15 protein-coding genes are annotated in these 16,350 nt (G+C 73.3%); 11 read left to right on the top strand and 4 right to left on the bottom strand.

Annotation, left to right across the window (positions count from 1 at the left end):
- The first annotated feature begins 3 nt into the window (after positions 1–3).
- The 7 genes from OG286_RS38955 to hypE all read left to right on the top strand — a co-directional run bounded on the left by OG286_RS38955 (position 4) and on the right by hypE (position 6,391).
- A complete protein-coding gene (locus OG286_RS38955) occupies positions 4–108 on the top strand; it encodes a DUF6893 family small protein (protein WP_396322113.1) in 105 nt (34 codons plus the stop codon).
- Between the two features lie 214 nt (positions 109–322).
- On the top strand, positions 323–703 hold the full coding sequence (locus OG286_RS38960) for a hydrogenase maturation nickel metallochaperone HypA (protein ID WP_331742122.1): 381 nt from the start codon (positions 323–325) through the stop codon (positions 701–703).
- 3 nt (positions 704–706) lie between these two features.
- The gene (hypB, locus tag OG286_RS38965) at positions 707–1,459 is read left to right on the top strand and encodes a hydrogenase nickel incorporation protein HypB (RefSeq protein WP_331742125.1); all 753 of its coding nucleotides are present in this window, start codon (positions 707–709) and stop codon (positions 1,457–1,459) included.
- On the top strand, positions 1,456–3,831 hold the full coding sequence (gene hypF, locus OG286_RS38970; protein WP_331742128.1) for a carbamoyltransferase HypF: 2,376 nt from the start codon (positions 1,456–1,458) through the stop codon (positions 3,829–3,831). Before hypB ends, hypF begins: the two co-directional genes overlap by 4 nt.
- Positions 3,832–3,865: 34 nt before the next feature.
- Positions 3,866–4,186: a HypC/HybG/HupF family hydrogenase formation chaperone gene (locus OG286_RS38975; RefSeq protein WP_331742131.1), complete on the top strand. Its 321-nt coding sequence runs from the start codon at positions 3,866–3,868 to the stop codon at positions 4,184–4,186.
- Entirely contained in the window at positions 4,183–5,316 is a 1,134-nt protein-coding gene (gene hypD, locus OG286_RS38980) for a hydrogenase formation protein HypD (protein WP_331742134.1), read from the top strand. The genes OG286_RS38975 and hypD overlap by 4 nt, the downstream gene beginning before the upstream one ends.
- The gene (hypE, locus tag OG286_RS38985) at positions 5,309–6,391 is read left to right on the top strand and encodes a hydrogenase expression/formation protein HypE (RefSeq protein ID WP_331742136.1); all 1,083 of its coding nucleotides are present in this window, start codon (positions 5,309–5,311) and stop codon (positions 6,389–6,391) included. The genes hypD and hypE overlap by 8 nt, the downstream gene beginning before the upstream one ends.
- Before the next feature lie 16 nt (positions 6,392–6,407).
- On the opposite strand, the gene OG286_RS38990 is transcribed toward hypE, so the two are convergent.
- Entirely contained in the window at positions 6,408–7,676 is a 1,269-nt protein-coding gene (locus OG286_RS38990) for a bifunctional GNAT family N-acetyltransferase/ATP-binding protein (protein ID WP_331742139.1), read from the bottom strand.
- Positions 7,677–8,106: 430 nt separating this feature from the next.
- A complete protein-coding gene (locus OG286_RS38995; protein WP_331742142.1) occupies positions 8,107–8,871 on the bottom strand; it encodes an alpha/beta hydrolase in 765 nt (254 codons plus the stop codon).
- Between the two features lie 174 nt (positions 8,872–9,045).
- Here OG286_RS38995 and OG286_RS39000 point away from each other — a divergent pair, with 174 nt between their 5' ends.
- Positions 9,046–9,879: a hypothetical protein gene (locus OG286_RS39000; protein ID WP_331742145.1), complete on the top strand. Its 834-nt coding sequence runs from the start codon at positions 9,046–9,048 to the stop codon at positions 9,877–9,879.
- A 127-nt stretch (positions 9,880–10,006) separates the two neighbouring features.
- Here the strand turns inward: OG286_RS39000 and OG286_RS39005 are convergent, their stop codons facing one another.
- The gene (locus tag OG286_RS39005; RefSeq protein WP_331742147.1) at positions 10,007–12,796 is read right to left on the bottom strand and encodes a M4 family metallopeptidase; all 2,790 of its coding nucleotides are present in this window, start codon (positions 12,794–12,796) and stop codon (positions 10,007–10,009) included.
- Between the two features lie 546 nt (positions 12,797–13,342).
- Here OG286_RS39005 and OG286_RS39010 point away from each other — a divergent pair.
- Positions 13,343–14,350 (top strand): DUF2278 family protein, encoded by a 1,008-nt coding sequence (locus OG286_RS39010; protein WP_331742150.1) that lies wholly within the window; start codon positions 13,343–13,345, stop codon positions 14,348–14,350.
- Between the two features lie 158 nt (positions 14,351–14,508).
- Positions 14,509–14,811 carry an antibiotic biosynthesis monooxygenase gene (locus OG286_RS39015; protein WP_331742153.1) on the top strand — a complete coding sequence of 101 codons (303 nt, stop codon included), beginning with the start codon at positions 14,509–14,511 and terminating at the stop codon, positions 14,809–14,811.
- Between the two features lie 245 nt (positions 14,812–15,056).
- Here OG286_RS39015 and OG286_RS39020 read toward each other — a convergent pair whose 3' ends face one another.
- Positions 15,057–15,575 carry a MarR family transcriptional regulator gene (locus tag OG286_RS39020; RefSeq protein WP_331742156.1) on the bottom strand — a complete coding sequence of 173 codons (519 nt, stop codon included), beginning with the start codon at positions 15,573–15,575 and terminating at the stop codon, positions 15,057–15,059.
- Between the two features lie 140 nt (positions 15,576–15,715).
- On the opposite strand from OG286_RS39020, the gene OG286_RS39025 reads away from it, so the two are divergent.
- Positions 15,716–16,315 carry a malonic semialdehyde reductase gene (locus OG286_RS39025; RefSeq protein ID WP_331742159.1) on the top strand — a complete coding sequence of 200 codons (600 nt, stop codon included), beginning with the start codon at positions 15,716–15,718 and terminating at the stop codon, positions 16,313–16,315.
- The last annotated feature ends 35 nt before the right edge of the window (positions 16,316–16,350 follow it).

Consider the following 16,350-nt stretch of genomic DNA (forward strand, 5'->3'; position numbering starts at 1 on the left):
GCCATGAAGAAGTGCCTCATCGGCACCCTCGCCGCCACCGGACTCGTCTGGCTGGCGATCCAGGTGATGCCGGACATCAAACGCTACCTGCGGATCCGCTGCATGTGACGGCCACCGTGACGGACACCCGGGCGGCCGCCGGACGGCGGCCGCCCGGGCCACGTTCCGAGGGTGAGCCGCGGGCGCCACCGCCGGCCGGCCTTGGCCTGAACGGGCTAAGCGGCGGGCCGGCTGCGGCGCGGCGCCCGCGCGGCCCCTCGGTGGCCGCCCTTTAATGAACCCGGCCGGCTCGCGACAGCTCGGCCGCGCAGGAAGGTCCCCGATGCACGAGATGTCGATCGCCGCGGCCGTCGTCGGCCAGGTCGAAGAGGCCGCGCTGGCGGCCGGAGCCACCACCGTGCGGTCGGTGCTGCTCCAGGTCGGCCAGCTGGCCGGAGTCGTCCCCGACTCGCTCGACTTCTGCTTCGGACTCGCCTGCGAGGGAACGGTGCTGGCCGGCTGCGAGCTGGTCGTCGAGCCCGTCGCCGCCCGCGCCCGGTGCGTGCCCTGCACCGACGAGTGGCTGGTCGGCATGCCGCCGGAGCTGTGCTGCCCCGTTTGCGGCACCGCCACCGCGGAGCTGCTGGCCGGGCGCGAGTTGCAGATTGTCAGCGTGCGCTGGGACGACCCGCACGCCGCCGAACCGACTCTCCAGGAGCGCTGAACCATGTGCCGAACGGTCGACCTGCAACAGGCGGTCCTCGCCAAGAACGACCTCGGCGCGCAGCAGTTGCGCGAGGAGCTGGCCGCGCGCGGCACCATCGCCGTCAACCTGCTCTCCAGCCCCGGAAGTGGCAAGACCGCCCTGCTCGAAGCGGAGTTGACCGCCGCCCGGGAGCGCGGCATCCCGGTTGCCGCGCTCACCGCGGACCTCGCCACCGAGAACGACGCGATGCGGCTGGCCCGTTCGGGCGCGCCGGTCAAGCAGGTGCTGACCGACGGGCTCTGCCACCTGGAGGCCCACATGCTGGCCGGCCACCTGGACGGCTGGCTGCCCGCGCAGACCAAGCTGCTCTTCGTGGAGAACGTCGGCAACCTGGTCTGCCCCGCCTCCTACGCGCTGGGTGAGTCCCTGCGGGTCGCGCTGGCCTCGGTCACCGAGGGGGAGGACAAGCCGCTGAAGTACCCGACCGCCTTCGGGCTGGCGAACCTCGTGCTGGTGACCAAGACCGACCTCGCCGAGGCGGTGGGGTTCGACGAGGCGGCGTTCCGCGCGAACGTCGGACAGGTCAACCCGGGCGTGGAGATCCTGCTGACCTCGGCCCGGACCGGGAACGGAACGGGCCTGCTGCTGGAGGCCGCGCTGGCGGTCCACGGCGGCAGGCCGGTGCACGTCCCGGTGATGGCGCGGGTCGAGCCGACGCACACGCACGGGCACGATCACGGGCACGGGCACGCGCATCCGGCGCTGCACCTGTGACCACGGCCGGCACTTCCGTCGACGCCGCCGACGCCGCCGAGGCCGCACAGCGCCGAAGGGTTGCCGTCCACGGGGTCGTGCAGGGCGTCGGCTTCCGCCCGTTCGTGCACTCTCTCGCCACCCGCCTCGGCCTGACGGGACAGGTCGGCAACACCGCCGACGGCGTGATCGCCGAGGTCGAGGGCCCGCCCGCGTCGGTCGCACGGTTCTGTGAGCTGGTCGCCACCGACGCACCGCCGCTGGCCGTGGTGGACTCCGTCCGGCACGAGAGCGTCCCGTCGCAGGGCTCGGTGGGATTCACCATCCTCGCCTCGCACGCCGCCGGGCCCGCCCGCACCCTGGTCTCGCCCGACACGGCCACCTGCGCCGACTGCCTCGCTGAGCTGACCGACCCCGGCGACCGCCGCCACCGGCACCCCTTCATCACCTGCACGCACTGCGGGCCGCGCTTCACCATCGTCACCGGCCTGCCCTACGACCGGGACCGGACCACGATGGCCGGCTTCCCGATGTGCGCCGCCTGCACCCGCGAGTACACGGATCCGGCCGACCGGCGCTTCCACGCCCAGCCGATCGCCTGCCACTCCTGCGGCCCCCGCCTTCGCCTGCTCGCGGCCGGGCCGGCGCCCCGGGGTGCGATCCGCGAACTGCCGGGGGAGGACCCGGTGGCAGGGGCCCGGCGCCTGCTCGCCGCCGGGGCGATCGTGGCGGTCAAGGGCCTGGGCGGCTACCACCTGGCCTGTGACGCGTCGGACCAGGCGGCGGTGGCGCGGCTGCGGCGGCGCAAGGCCCGCGGCGACAAGCCCTTCGCGTTGATGGCCGCCGGCCCGGCCGAGGTCGAGGCCCTGGTCGAGCTCGGCGCCGAGGAGCGGTCCCTGCTCACCGGAAGAGCCCGGCCGATCGTGCTGCTGCGCCGTCGCCCCGGTGCGGCGGTGACGCTGCCGGACGCCGTGGCCCCGCGCACCCCCGACCTCGGCGTGATGCTCCCGTACACGCCCCTGCACCACCTGCTGCTCGGCCTGCCCGGCGACCCCCCGGGACCGCGGCTGCTCGTCATGACCAGCGGCAATCTGTCGGGCGAACCGATCGTGACCGACGACGCCGAAGCCCTCGAACGGCTCGCGGGGATGGCGGACGCCTGGCTGACCCACGACCGCCCGATCCATGTGCCCTGCGACGACTCCGTGGTGCGGGTCTGCGACGGCCACCAGCTGACCGTCCGCCGCTCCCGCGGCTACGCCCCGCTCCCGCTGGCGCTGCCCTGGCCCGTCCCGGCCGCACTGGCGGTCGGCGGGGACCTCAAGAACACGCTCTGCCTCGGCGAGGGCCGCCGGGCCTGGTTCTCCGCCCACATCGGCGACATGGACGACGTGGCGACCCAGCAGGCGTTCCAACGCGCCGAGCAGCAGCTGGAGTCGATCACCGGGGTACGGCCCGAGCGGCTGGCGGCGGACCGGCACCCGGCCTACCGGTCCGCCCGGTGGGCCGAACGCCACCGCGCCGGCCGCCCGCTCGTCCGCGTCCAGCACCACCACGCGCATGTCGCCGCGGCCATGGCCGAACACGGACTCGCAAGCACCGAGCGGGTGATCGGAGTCGCCTTCGACGGTACCGGCTACGGTGACGACGGCGCGGTCTGGGGAGGTGAGTTCCTGCTGGCCGGCTATGACGGCTTCGAGCGGTTCGCCCACCTGGCGTACGTCCGGCTGCCCGGCGGTGACACGGCCGTCCGCCGCCCGTACCGGATGGCGCTGGCCCACCTGTGGGCGGCCGGCCTGCCCTGGGACGAGGACCTGCCCGCCGTGCGCGCCTGCCCGCCCGATGAACTGCGCCTGCTGGCCCGTCAGCTGGAGCGCGGTGTCAACTGCGTTGGCACCTCCAGCATGGGACGGCTCTTCGACGCCGTCTCCTCGCTGGCCGGCGTCTGCCAACTCGTCGGCTACGAGGCCCAGGCCGCCGTCGAACTGGAGGGGACGGCCGTCGGCGTGGCGGGAGCGAGCGGCTATGCCTTCGCCCTGCACCCTGCCGGACCGGACGCCGTCGAACCACTCGTCGCCGACCCCGCCCCGGTGCTGGCCGCCGTGGTCGCCGATCTGCGGGCGGGCACCGGGCGGGGCGTGGTCGCCGCCCGGTTCCACACCGCCGTGGCCGGCCTGGTCCGGGACGTCTGCGGGGCGGCCCGCGAGCGCTCCGGCCTCACGGCGGTGGCCCTCACCGGCGGGGTGTTCGCCAACACGCTGCTCTCCTCGCGCTGCGCCACCCTGCTGCGCGAGGACGGCTTCACGGTGCTGCGCCACACACGCGTCCCGCCCAACGACGGCGGACTCGCGCTCGGCCAGCTGATGGTCGCGGCCCGGGCAGCCGACGGCTGACCGGCCACCCAACGCCCCAGAACAAGGAGAGCCCATGTGCCTGGCGGTGCCCGGCAGAGTGCTGGAGATCGAGGAGAAGGACGGTACCCGGATGGCCACCGTCGACTTCGGCGGTGTGATCAAGGAGGTGTGCCTGGAGTACGTGCCGGATCTGCGGGTCGGTGAGTACGCGATCGTCCACGTCGGATTCGCGCTGCAGCGGCTCGACGAGGAGTCGGCGCGCCGCACGCTGGCGCTCTTTGCCGACCTCGGCATGCTCCAGGAAGAGTTCGGGGACCCGTGGGAGGCGGCCGCGGCGATGGCCGAGCTCACCGGGGCCGAGGCGGAGGACCGGGCCGGGGAGGCCGAGCTGTGAAGTACATCGAGGAGTTCCAGGATCCCGAGCTGGCCCGCCGGCTGCTCGACGACATCCACGCGACGGTGACCCGGCCGTGGGCGCTGATGGAGGTGTGCGGCGGCCAGACGCACACCATCATCCGGCACGGGATCGACCAACTACTGCCGAAACAGGTGGAGTTGATCCACGGGCCGGGGTGCCCGGTCTGCGTCACCCCGCTGGAGGTGATCGACAAGGCGCTGGAGATCGCCGCCCGGCCGGAGGTGATCTTCTGCTCCTTCGGCGACATGCTCCGCGTCCCCGGCACCGGCCGTGACCTGTTCCGGGTCCGCGCCGAGGGCGGCGACGTGCGGGTGGTCTACAGCCCGTTGGACGCGCTGCGGATCGCCCAGCAGAACCCCGGGCGCGAGGTGGTCTTCTTCGGCATCGGGTTCGAGACCACCGCGCCGCCGAACGCCATGACCGTCCATCAGGCCCGCAGGCTCGGCATCCGCAACTTCAGCCTGCTGGTCTCGCACGTACGGGTGCCCCCCGCGATCGAGGCCATCATGCAGTCCCCGGACTGCCGGGTGCAGGGCTTCCTGGCGGCCGGTCACGTGTGCAGCGTGATGGGCGTCGAGGAGTACCCCGCACTCGCCGAGCGGTACCGAGTCCCGCTGGTGGTCACCGGGTTCGAGCCGCTGGACATCCTGGAGGGCGTCCGGCGCGCGGTGCGCCAGCTGGAGGCCGGCACCCACACGGTCGAGAACGCCTACCCGCGGGCCGTGCGGCCGGAGGGGAACCCGGTCGCCCGGGCGATGCTGGCGGACGTCTTCGAGGTCACCGACCGGGCCTGGCGCGGGATCGGCACGATTCCCGACAGCGGTTGGCGACTCTCCTCGCGCTACCAGGAGTTCGACGCCGAACAGCGCTTCTCGGTGTCCGGGATCCAGACCCGCGAGCCCGCCGCCTGCCGAGCCGGCGAAGTCCTGCAGGGGCAGCTGAAGCCGCACGAGTGCGAGGCCTTCGGCACCACCTGCACCCCGCGCAACCCGCTGGGCGCCACCATGGTCTCCAGCGAGGGCGCCTGCGCGGCCTACTACCTCTACCGCCGGCTGGAACTCAAGCCTGCGGCCCCCGTGCACCTGGAGGCGAGCCCCGTTGCCTGAGCCCACCGACACCCTGCCCGCGCCGCGGCCCGACCTCACCGCCTGGACCTGCCCGGCCCCGCTGCGCGACCAGCCCCGGGTGGTCATGGGCCACGGCGGCGGCGGCGCGATGTCCGCCGAGCTGGTCAGCCACGTCTTCGCACCCGCCTTCGGCGGCGAGCTGCTCGGCCACCTCGGCGACAGCGCGGTGCTGACGCTCGGCGGAGCACGGCTGGCCTTCTCCACCGACTCCTACGTGGTGCGTCCGCTCTTCTTCCCCGGCGGCAGCATCGGCGACCTGGCCGTCAACGGGACCGTCAACGACCTGGCGATGAGCGGCGCCCGGGCCGCCTACCTGTCCTGCGGGTTCATCCTGGAGGAGGGCCTGGAGATGCCGGTCCTCGCCCGCGTGGCCGAGGCACTCGGCGCGGCCGCTCGGGCGGCCGGCGTGGAGGTGGCGACCGGCGACACCAAGGTGGTGGAGGCCGGACACGGGGACGGGGTCTTCATCAACACCGCGGGCATCGGCCTCGTCCCGGCCGGCGTCGACCTGCGCCCGCAGCGGGTCGTCCCCGGCGACGTGGTGATCGTCAGCGGTGCGATCGGCATGCACGGCGTGGCGATCCTGAGCGTGCGCGAGGGCCTGGAGTTCGGTGTGCAGATCGAGAGCGACTGCGCGCCGCTGGGGGGCCTGGTCGAGGCGATGCTCGCCGTCACTGCGGACCTGCACGTGCTGCGCGACCCCACCCGCGGCGGGCTCGCGGCTTCCCTCAACGAGATCGCGGCGGCCGCCCGCGTCGGTGTGGTGATCCAGGAGCGGAGCGTCCCGGTGCCGCCGCCGGTGGCCGGCGCCTGCGCGATGCTGGGCCTCGATCCGCTCTACGTGGCCAACGAGGGCAAGCTGGTCGCCTTCGTGCCGCGCGAGCATGCGGAGGCCGTGCTGGCGGCGATGCGCGCCCATCCGCTCGGCGCCGACGCGACGGTGATCGGCGAGGCGGTCGAGGAGCACCCCGGCATGGTGGTGGCCCGCACCGGCCTCGGCGGCACCCGGGTGGTGGACCTGCCGGTGGGGGAGCAGTTGCCCCGGATCTGCTGACCGCCGCCCTGTCGGCTCAGATGCGCCCGAACCGGACGGTGTCGTCGGCGAACGCCAGCGCCATCTCGGTCGTCACCGTCGGCCGGGTGTGCTGGATCGTCTGCAGGTAGTCGTTCGTGTTCGGGCGTGCCCGCTCGCCGGTGTCCAGGGTGCGTTCGAAGACCGCCTGGGCAACGGTGCGGGCCGCCTGGGCGATGTCCGCGGGGGTGAACCCCTCACTGGCGTCGGAGAGGGCGGCGATGTCCGCCTCGGCACCGGCACGGGCCAGGTAGCTGGACCACAGGGCACGGCGCGCCTCGTTGTCGGGCGGTCCGACCGGCAGGACGTAGTCGAAGCGGCCGTGACGCAGGAAGGCCGGATCGAGGGCGGCCACGCTGTTGGTCGCGCAGATCAGCAGCCGGTTGTCGCGGTCGCGAAACCGGACGATCGACTTGAGGAGTTCGTTCACCACGGCGGTGGCCGCCGGATCCGCCTGGCTGCGGATACCGGCCACCTCCTCGACCTCGTCGATGAAGACCAGGACGTGGTCGAGCCGGACCACCTCGTCGAACCACTGGTGCAGACCGGTGGCCATCGTGCCGGTCAGGGCGAGGCGGGACGGGAACAGCTCGACGAACGGCCACGCGAGGCGGCCGGCCACGGCCTTGGCGAAGGTGCTCTTGCCCGTACCCGGCGGCCCGAACAGGACGACGGCCTGCGGAGGTTCCACACCGTGCTGGCCGGCCAGCACCGGGTTGGCCAGCGGAAGCACCAGGCGCCGCTCGATCAGCCTCTTCTCGGAGGTCATTCCGGCGAGGGTGTTCCACAGGCCGGCGGCCGGGACCTCGGCGCCCAGTGAGGAGAGCAGCACCACGTCCTGGGCGGTGACCGCCTCGGACTTCTGGAAGTAGGTCATCCCGGGGCGCGGACGGAAGCCGGCGTTGCGCAGGGCCCTGGTGCCGGTGTCGTGCTCGGCGAGCACGGCCGCCAACGTGCGAGCACCGGCGGCCAGCAGCCGGTGCTCCAGGGCTCCCAGCAGAGCACTGCCCAGACCCATGTTCCGCCACGACGGGTGCTGGCTGATCCGCAGCACCCAGGCCCGGTCGCCCTCGACCCGGCCCACCGCGGCCCCGACGATCTGGTCGTCCGCCACCGCCACGACCGCCGGATGCAGGGCGTGCAGTGCGGCGACGACGTCGGACAGCCGGAACACGGGCGAGCCCTCACCGCCCTCGCCGAGGTTCTCGAGCCGGACGACCGCCTCCAGGTCGTCCGGAGCGAAGTCCCGCAGATGCCAGCCGGCCATGGTCCGCTCCGATCGCCCTGCCCGCTCCTCCCATCCTGGGCCGGGTCGTCCGCCGCCGCGCGTTCTGCGTGCCAGGACTGTCCCGCGGGGCCGGAGACGTGGCCCCTTGTCCCGGTACCCGTTCGGTGCCCGCCTCCGGCACGCCGGGGAGGCCGCTCGCCGTGGCGGGTATCGGCGCGCACGCCGTCGCCCGGGGCGGCCGGGTACGACAGCGGGGGCGGGGCACGACAGCTGGTACACCGGGGGCGGTCCGGGGCACGAAAGCGGGGACACCCGGGCGGAGGGGTCACCGCGACCGGATCGTCCCGGTGCGGCTTGGGCGCGTACCCCGGTGCCTTCGACTCGTGAACACGGCCGGCCGCCGTCCTCCCCGCCGGGGCCGGACTCCCCGGCCCGGGCCTCGTGCTCAGCCGCGGCCCGGGCCTCGTGCTCAGCCGGCGGGGACCGTCTCGCGCAGGAAACCGGTCAGCAGGTCCGTCACCTCGGCAGGCCGTTCCAGACTGGGGAGATGACCGGCCCAGGGCAGTTCGAGGTGCCGGGCGGAGGCGAGCAGACCCGGTAGCCGGGCCGCGATCTGCCGGAAGTCCGCGAGGTCGTGGCCGCCGGAGAGGGCGAGCGAGGGGGCCTTGACCGCCGACAGGTCGATGTCCACCTTCTTCCGCCCGGCCCCGTCGGGGGCGGCCAGTTGCACCTCGAAGGCGTTCCGTTGCATCCCGCGCACCTTCTCCCGGACCGCCTCGTCGGCGTCCGGCCCCAGCCAGGTCTCCACGTTCAGTTCCACGGCCCCCGCGATGTCGCCCGCCTCGAGCAGCGCGTCCTCCTTGCCGCCGAACGCGCGCAGTTCATCGCTGGGTTCATGCCCCGGCAGGCCGGAACAGAGCAGCGCCATCGCGGACACGCGGTCCGGACGGCGTGCGGCGATCTCCAGGGCGACACCTCCGCCGTACGAGGAGGCGACCAGCGCCGCCTGCTCGATTCCGAGGGCATCCAGTACGTCCAGCACGTCCTCGGCATCGTTGTGGGGGCGGTCCGGCAGGGGCGTCCGGCCGAAGCCGCGGAAGTCGCAGCGCACCACCCGGTATCCGGCGTCGACAAGGGCCGACCACTGCGGATCCCACATCCTGCGGTCGCACACCGCCGAGTGCAGCAGTACCAGCGCGGGACCGTCTCCGGTTACGTCGTGAGCGAGAGTCATGCGGCAGAGCCTAGGCGGTGGGCGATCGAGAGCACTCACGCATTCCCGGGGTTGGTGCGCGACCGGCCGGGGTGAGCGTTCACCCGGCGGGTCGAAAACCGATTCGATCACGGATCGGCAGGTGTGTCAGGATGCCCCGACCTGTTCGTCCCGTTCGGGGGGCTCTTCTTGACCATGCGTCGTACCACTGTGCTCGCCACCGCCGTCGCGGTCGTCTCCCTCGCCGGCCTGGTGGGCTGTGACGACGACACCGCTCCTGCGGCGTCCGCCACCACGACCGCCGCCACCGCATCCGCGTCTCCCGAGGCCTCTCCGAGCGCCTCCGCTGCGCCGACGGCCGGGAGCACGGCCACCACCCCCGCACCGGCCCCGGCCGCGACCGTGCCCGCGGCCACCGGGGCGGGTGGGGTGATCGACCCGGAGCAGGCGCTCGCGCTGGCCGGGAGGACGCCGTACGCGGCCACTCAGGAGTTCCGCTCCGAGGGCGGCCCGCTGACCGCGGTCACCAAGGCCCGGGTCAACCTCAACGGCGCTGTCCGCAGCGGCCGCCTCACCGAGACGATGAGCGCGGGCGGGGAGGACCTGCTCGGAGACGGCGGCGCCGGCCCCACCGTCGTGGTCACCGAGGACGGGACCGCCTACATCAGGAGTGGCGGCGGCTGGCGGACGTCCCCGCTGGGGGACCGGATCGCCGACTACCACGGCTACGCCAAGGCGCTGCTCGCCCTCGGCCCGGGCGCGCGCAAGGGGATGGAGGACTGCGCCGGCACCCCGTGCTTCCACCTCTCCGGCACGGTCGATCTGGAGCAGATGCGGACGCTGGAAGCCGAGCAGTACAAGATCCTCAAGGGCAAGAACGTGACGTCCTTCCAACTCGACCAGTGGATCGACGGGCAGGGCCGTACCGTCCGCTACGACCGGCGCACCGACCTGAAGGGCGTCCCCCTGCGCACCCACGGCACCTTCAAGGACTTCGGCCCGGTCGAGAAGGTCGCGCCGCCGGCCTAGGCGCGGCCCGATCGGCGGGAGAGTCGGGCTCGCCGGCCGTTGCCGCGGGAGTGGGCGCGCCCGGAGGGGCGTTCGCCCCGGTGCCGGAGGGTGCCGCACCGGGGCGAACGACGGAGCGGTGGCCGGATCAGCAGGAGCCGGCCGGGCGGTCGCGGACCACCAGGTCGTGGCGGCCGGGGGTGGCGTCCTGCCAGACCACCCGGGTGCCCTCGTCGGCGGCGGGGTCGAACTGGGTGCCCCGGTTGCAGGAGACCCGCACGGGGGTGCCGCCGGTGATCGGCAGCTGGTACAGCTTGGGGAGCGCGGCGTTCGACCAGCCGCTGCTCGGCCGGCCGGCGCCGTACTGGAAGGTGACGGCCTGGTCGGAGGCGGTGATCTTCATGCTCGTCGGCGTGTACGGCGAGTTGCCGGGCAGCAGGTCGGTCACCCCGGAGCCGTCCAGCGCGCCGGACCGGATGGTGACCCCGCGGGTGCGGTCGGCGGGGGCCGCCAGCCAGAGCAGCCGGCCGCCCGCGAGCACCGGGGAGGCCAGGTACGGCGGGTCGGTGCCGCTCGGGGTGCTCACCTCGTACTGTGCGGTGACCCGGCCGGCGGCGATCGAGAAGACCGTCGGTGCCTGGACGGTCGTCTCTCCGGTCGTCCAGGACTCGATCCAGCCGAGCATGCCGTTCCTGAGGGTGAGGGACGAGAGGTTGTGGCCCTCGGGCAGCGGGAGATCCGTCGGCGGGGCGCCGTCACGGGAGAGACGGACCAGGTTGCGGCCGTTGTCCCGGCCGGTCACCGTGAACGCGATGTCCCCACCGGATATCTGTACGGTGCCGGGCGACTGGTCCGAGGACTTGAACAGGCTGGTGACCGGGCCGCCGGACAGCGAGCGGGTCAGCACCTCCGTCGCTCCGGTACCGGTGGAGTCGAGCCCGATCGCCACCCAGACGGCGGACCTACCGTCGGTGGCGGCCCAGCCGTGGATCCGGTCGTCCTGGGGGCTGAGCCGGGTCGGGGTGCCGGGGGCGGTGAGGGAGCCGGTGTAGAGGGCGGTCCCGCCCTGGCCGTTCGGGTCGCCGCTGTTGCCCATCACCCAGTGGCCTCCGCCCGCGGCCGGCCCGACCGGGGTGGTGGCGTCGCGAAGCAGTGGGCGGCTGTCCGTGGGGATCCGGCTCTGCCAGCCGGCCCGGATCCCGTGCGCGTCGAACGCCGCTGCCACCGAACGGAGTTGGGAGTGACTGAGGTTGAGCGAGCGGCCCGCGGCGAGCACCGCGCCGCGCCCGTCGACGAAGTCGTCCAGCGGGGTGAGGTACTCGGCCAGCGCGCGGTAGACGAGCCGGTCCGCGGTGAGCGGGTCGAGGGTGCGCCGGATGTCCCACAGCGCCCCGCCGAAGATGGTGGCGTTGAGGTGCGCGCCGCCGTTGTCGAGGTCGAGGCCGGCGCCCAGGTAGTCGTCCACGGTGGTGCGGTGGTCGTCCAGCCCGCGGTTCGCGCACTCCTCGGGGGTGCCGGTCCGGCACAGGCTCTCGCCCATCAGGGCGGCCTTCGGGTCGCTCATCGGGATTCCGCGGGCGGTCACCTCGACGGCGTTGCCGAAGTAGTCGGCGAGCGCCTCGTTCATCGCACCGGACTGCCCGGCGTTGAGCAGGCCCGCGGTGTGCTGGACGACGGCGTGGGTCATCTCGTGACCGGCCACGTCGAGTGCGGCGGAGAACTGGCGGAGCTTGGCGTCACCGTTGCCGTAGATCATCTTCCGCCCGTCCCAGAAGGCGTTCGGGAAGGGACGGCCGGCGTTGCTCGTGTTCACCACGGAGATGATCGGGCCGCCCTTGCCGTCCAGCCCGTCGCGGCCGAGCCGGTCGCGGTAGAAGTCGTGGACGGTGGCGGCGTTGAGGTGGGCGTCGGTGGCACCGCTGGTGCCGGTCGCGGCCGGGAAGTCCGGGCCGGGCGAGCCGACCGGGAGGGTGCCGTCGGGCAGCCGGCCGCCGAACTCGGTGTAGCTTCGTCCGGCCGCGTCGTAGGTGGCGATGCCGCCCGACCGGGAGAGGTCGACGAGCTGGTAACTCCCGTCCGGCTGCCGGGCGACGTTCACCGGCACGGTACGGCCGAGCAGGTCGGGGGCGGTGCCGGTGGCGGGCTCGGCGGGGGATCCCGCAGGCGCCGCACCGGCTGCGGCCCGGGCGGCACCGGAGTCTCCGGCGCCGGCGTCGCCGGCCTGGTACGGGCCAGGGGCGTCGTGGGTGAGGGCCACGACTCCGCGCGTGGCGTCCACGTAGACCTCCCGGGCCAACGGCTCCCCGGCGGCCTGGCCGGCGGTGCGGACGGTGAAGTGCTGGGCGAGCCGCCCGGCACCGCCCGGCAGGACGACCAGGCCGTGGTCCTCGGTGGTGGCCCCCGCCCGGGAGCGCGGGTCCGTCAACGAGTCGAGCGCCAGCCGGCGCAGGGTGTCGGCCGGTACGGCGGGCACGGTCGGCGCGGTCAGCCCCGTGAAGTACTTGCCGCCGGCCGACTCCACCCGCCGGCCGGCCCCCTCGCCGACGAGGCGGACCAGGTACTGCCCGCCGAGCACCGGGACACCGCCATGGTTCTGCTGGAACCTGACGGTCTGCCGGTCCTCGGCCGTGCGCTCGACCGCGAGTTCGGTCAGCTGCCCCGGGTCGATCCGGTACCGGTCGGGGTGGGTCGCGAGATGGGCCCGTGCCGCCTCGCCCGGACTGCCGGTCGCCGCCTCGGACAACCCGGTCACCAACTGCGGTGCGGCGGTGCCCTCCCCGGCCACCAGGCCGGGGACGGGATCGGGTTCGGCACTCGGGCCCAGTGGCCCCGGTGGCGCGGCCAGGGCGGGGGGTGCGGTCAGCGTGAGTGCCAGCGCCAGGCTCAGGGCGGCGCCCGCGCCGAGTGCCTTGGCCGTGGGACGGGAACGGTGTTGCACTGCGGTCCTCCACGGGAATCGGCAGTGGTGGCAGCGCCGCGCAGGGCGGAGATGTGACGATCAGTCACCCGATGCTCGATCGTGGACGCCCGGCCCGTCCAGGCCCTCGGGCGAAAGTGCCGGGGGGAGCCGGAACCCCTGCACATCGGCACACCCGCCCCGTGTCCGAACGGGCACGAACTGCTTCCGGCCTCAGAAATCGCCCTCACCGGTGAACCGCCCCCGGCCCCGTCCCGTACGAGCCCGCCTGCCGTTGCGCGCCGTTGCATGCCCGCCGCGGTGCACGACCCGCGGGAGATCGTCCACGGGTGGGCCGGCCGTCGCTGCGCCGGGCGGGGACCTCCTGATCCGTGGACGGGCCGCCGGCCCGGCGGGGTGCCGCGTCCGCTCGTCCCACGGCCCGGGGGGCGTCCGATTCGTCCGGTCGGCGGCTTCCGCCCTGCCCGAACCGGCTGCGACGGTGGTCAACGGTCCGGAAGACACGGGCGGCTCAGCCGACCGACGCCGAGACCGATCCGGCGAACCGAGCGCGTTGGAGGATGACGGATGCCCCTCAAGAACTACGGTGTGCTGGCCGCCCGAGCCGTCGACCGGCACCGTGAGGGAGGCACCAACGCACCCCACTACGAGATCCACCTCCAGGACAACGCTGGTAAGCACTACCGGGCTGCCGTCAACGTCCGGTCGAAGGAGTCGCCGCACGAGTTGATGTACGTGGTGGTGGACGACTTCCGTCATCCCCTCACGCAGCAGCTCCCGGTGGCGGGCAGCGGGTGGAACGAGCTGCCCCGGCAGGCGGGCGGCGCAGCTCTCGACTTCACCCGTGCCAACCTCTTCGATCCCGCCTCCATGCGGGTGCTCCCCCCGGACCTGCCCGGCGTCGACAACGACCTCTCCGACGTCTTCGACCACTACGTCGAGAGGGCTCTCGCGGACCAGGCCGTCACCCTCTCCGTCTTCGGCGAGCGCTTCGGCCCCAATCCCCAGGAGAAGGACGACGACTTCGGGTTCCAGCCCGCCGACGGCGTGCACGAGGTTCACATGAACCAGGGCAACAGCGAGGGTTTCCGCCCGCAGGACGGGGTCTGGCAGGACGGCGGTCTGCTCTTCCACCTGCCCGCCGAGGACCGGTGGGTCGCGGTGTTCCTCGCCTTCCAGTCCCAGAAGTGGCACACCGACGGCACCACCGGCCACGCGATTCCCGACGCACCGGAGCAGCCCACCGACCACGACGAGCCGTTGCGGATCGTCGCCGCCCTGGTCAATCCGGTCGGACCGGCACTGGAGGCCGAGACCGTGACGCTGCTCAACGCCTCCGCGGCCGCTGTGGACCTCACGGGCTGGCGACTGGTCGACCAGCAGAGCCACCCGCTCCCGCTGCCCTCGCGGCAGCTGCAGCCGGGCACCACGATCACCGTCGCCGGCGGCAACGGCTTCCAGCTCGGCAACCACGGCGGGACGATCACCCTCTGCGACCCCGCCGGCCTCAAGGTCCACGGCGTCGCCTACACCGCAGCCCAGGCCGCACCCGAGGGCCGGACGATCGCCTTCTGACCGGCGACGCCACCGGTCAACCGGCGGGTGCCGCCGAGGAGGTGAACGGCCTCCTGCCCGGTGTGGGGCAGCCGGATCGCACCGGGCCGCCGTGCTACTGCTTGCTCCATCGCCGCTGACGTACGCGGCCACCCGGACAGGATCGGAGAACAGCGGAGATGTCATCGAACGTCGGCCTGTTGGCCCGCATCGAGGCACGGCCGGAGCATGCGGACGAGGTCGAGGCCCTGCTGCGCGGGGCCCTCGACGCAGCTCGCGCCGAGGAGCGGACCGTGACCTGGTTCGCCTTCAGGGAGAGCCCCACCGTGTTCGGGATCTTCGACACCTTCGCCGACGAGGCCGGCCGGACCGCGCACCTGGAGGGCCCGATCGCCGCCGCGCTCATGGAGGTCGCCCCGAGACTGCTGGCGGCCGGGCCGAGCATCCGCCCCATCGACATCCTCGCCGCCAAGCACGCCTGAGCCGCCGGCCCCGAAGCCGTGCTACCGGCTGCCCGCCCGGACGCCGGGCCGGTAGCCGGCACGCGAGTAGGGTGCCGTGCTCCTCCGGCCGGGGGCGGTTTCCTGGCGGTCGGACCGCAGCGCGGCGAAGCCGCCGGTGATGACGTTGCGGGAGCCCTACCTCCTGTCCGGCCGACCTTGCCGGCGTGCGATCGACCGGACGGGACCGGGCACGGGCACCGTGCGGGCCTCACGTCCGCCGGGCCTCACGTCACGGTGGTGTCCCCGAAGGAGACGAGCAGCCGGCGCAGCATGTCGGCGAGCTCCTCGCATTCCGCGCGGTCGAAGAGCTCCAGCATCTGTGCCTCGTTGGCGAGGTGGTCCGCCATGTACTCGCGGGTCACCGCGATCCCCTTCTCGGTGAGCCTGATCCTCACCGAGCGCCGGTCCTCGGTGCCCCGCACCCGCTCGACCAGGCCCTTCTTCTCCATGCGGTCGATCCGGTTGGTGATGGCGCCCGACGTCACCATGGCGGCCTTGCGGAAGGCTCCGGCCGTCAGTTCGTACGGCGGGCCCGATCGCTGCAGGGTGGTGAGGACGTCGAACTCGCCCAGTTCCAGGCCCCGTTCGGCAGCGAAGGTCTTGAACTCCTTGTCCAGCGCCGTGCCGAGGCGCTGGAGGCGGCCGAGTACCTGAACCGGCCACAGGTGGTCGGTCAGATCGGGGCGCTCCGTCACCCACTGCTCGACGATCTCGTCCACCGCGTCGCTGTCGCCGCCGCTCATCGTTCTCCTTCGGGCCGTTGTCGTGTCTCCGTGTCCCCCCTCGAGGATATCTCAACCTTAAGAGACTTGACGTTCAGAGATCGAGAGTGATTTTATCTCAACGTTGAAACTCTCAGTCTTGAACGAACGGAGCGCGCGACATGTCCACACACCCCCTTGCCCTCACCGCGGCCGCCCAGGACCTGCTGTTCCGTGAGGCCCGCACCGCCAACGCGTTCTCCGCCGAGCCGGTGGGCGAGGAGCAGATCCAGGCCGTGTACGACCTGGTCAAGTACGGTCCCACCGCCTTCAACCAGTCCCCGCTGCGCATCACCCTGGTCCGCTCCGCGGAGGCCCGCGAGCGCCTGGTGAAGCACCTGGCCGAGGCCAACCGGGCCAAGACCGCGGCCGCTCCGCTGACCGCGATCCTCTCCGCGGACAACGAGTTCCACGAGGAGCTGCCCCAACTGTTCCCGCACTACCCGCAGGCCCGCGACGACCACTTTGCCGAGCGTCCGGTCCGCGAGGAGTCTGCCCTGCTGAACGCCACGCTGCAGGCCGCGTACTTCATCGTCGGCGTCCGCGCCGCGGGCCTGGCCGCCGGTCCGATGACCGGCATGGACTTCACCGGCGTCCGGAAGGAGTTCCTCGACGACGACCACACCCCGCTGATGGTCGTCAACATCGGCAGGCCGGGCGAGAACGCCTGGTACCCGCGTGCCCCGCGTCTGGCCTACGACCAGGTCGTCACCACCGTCTGACGCGGCCGCCGGGCAGCCGCGCCCGCCTCGTCCCG

It is taken from the genome of Kitasatospora sp. NBC_00039, assembly GCF_045160625.1.
Lineage (GTDB): Bacteria > Actinomycetota > Actinomycetes > Streptomycetales > Streptomycetaceae > Kitasatospora.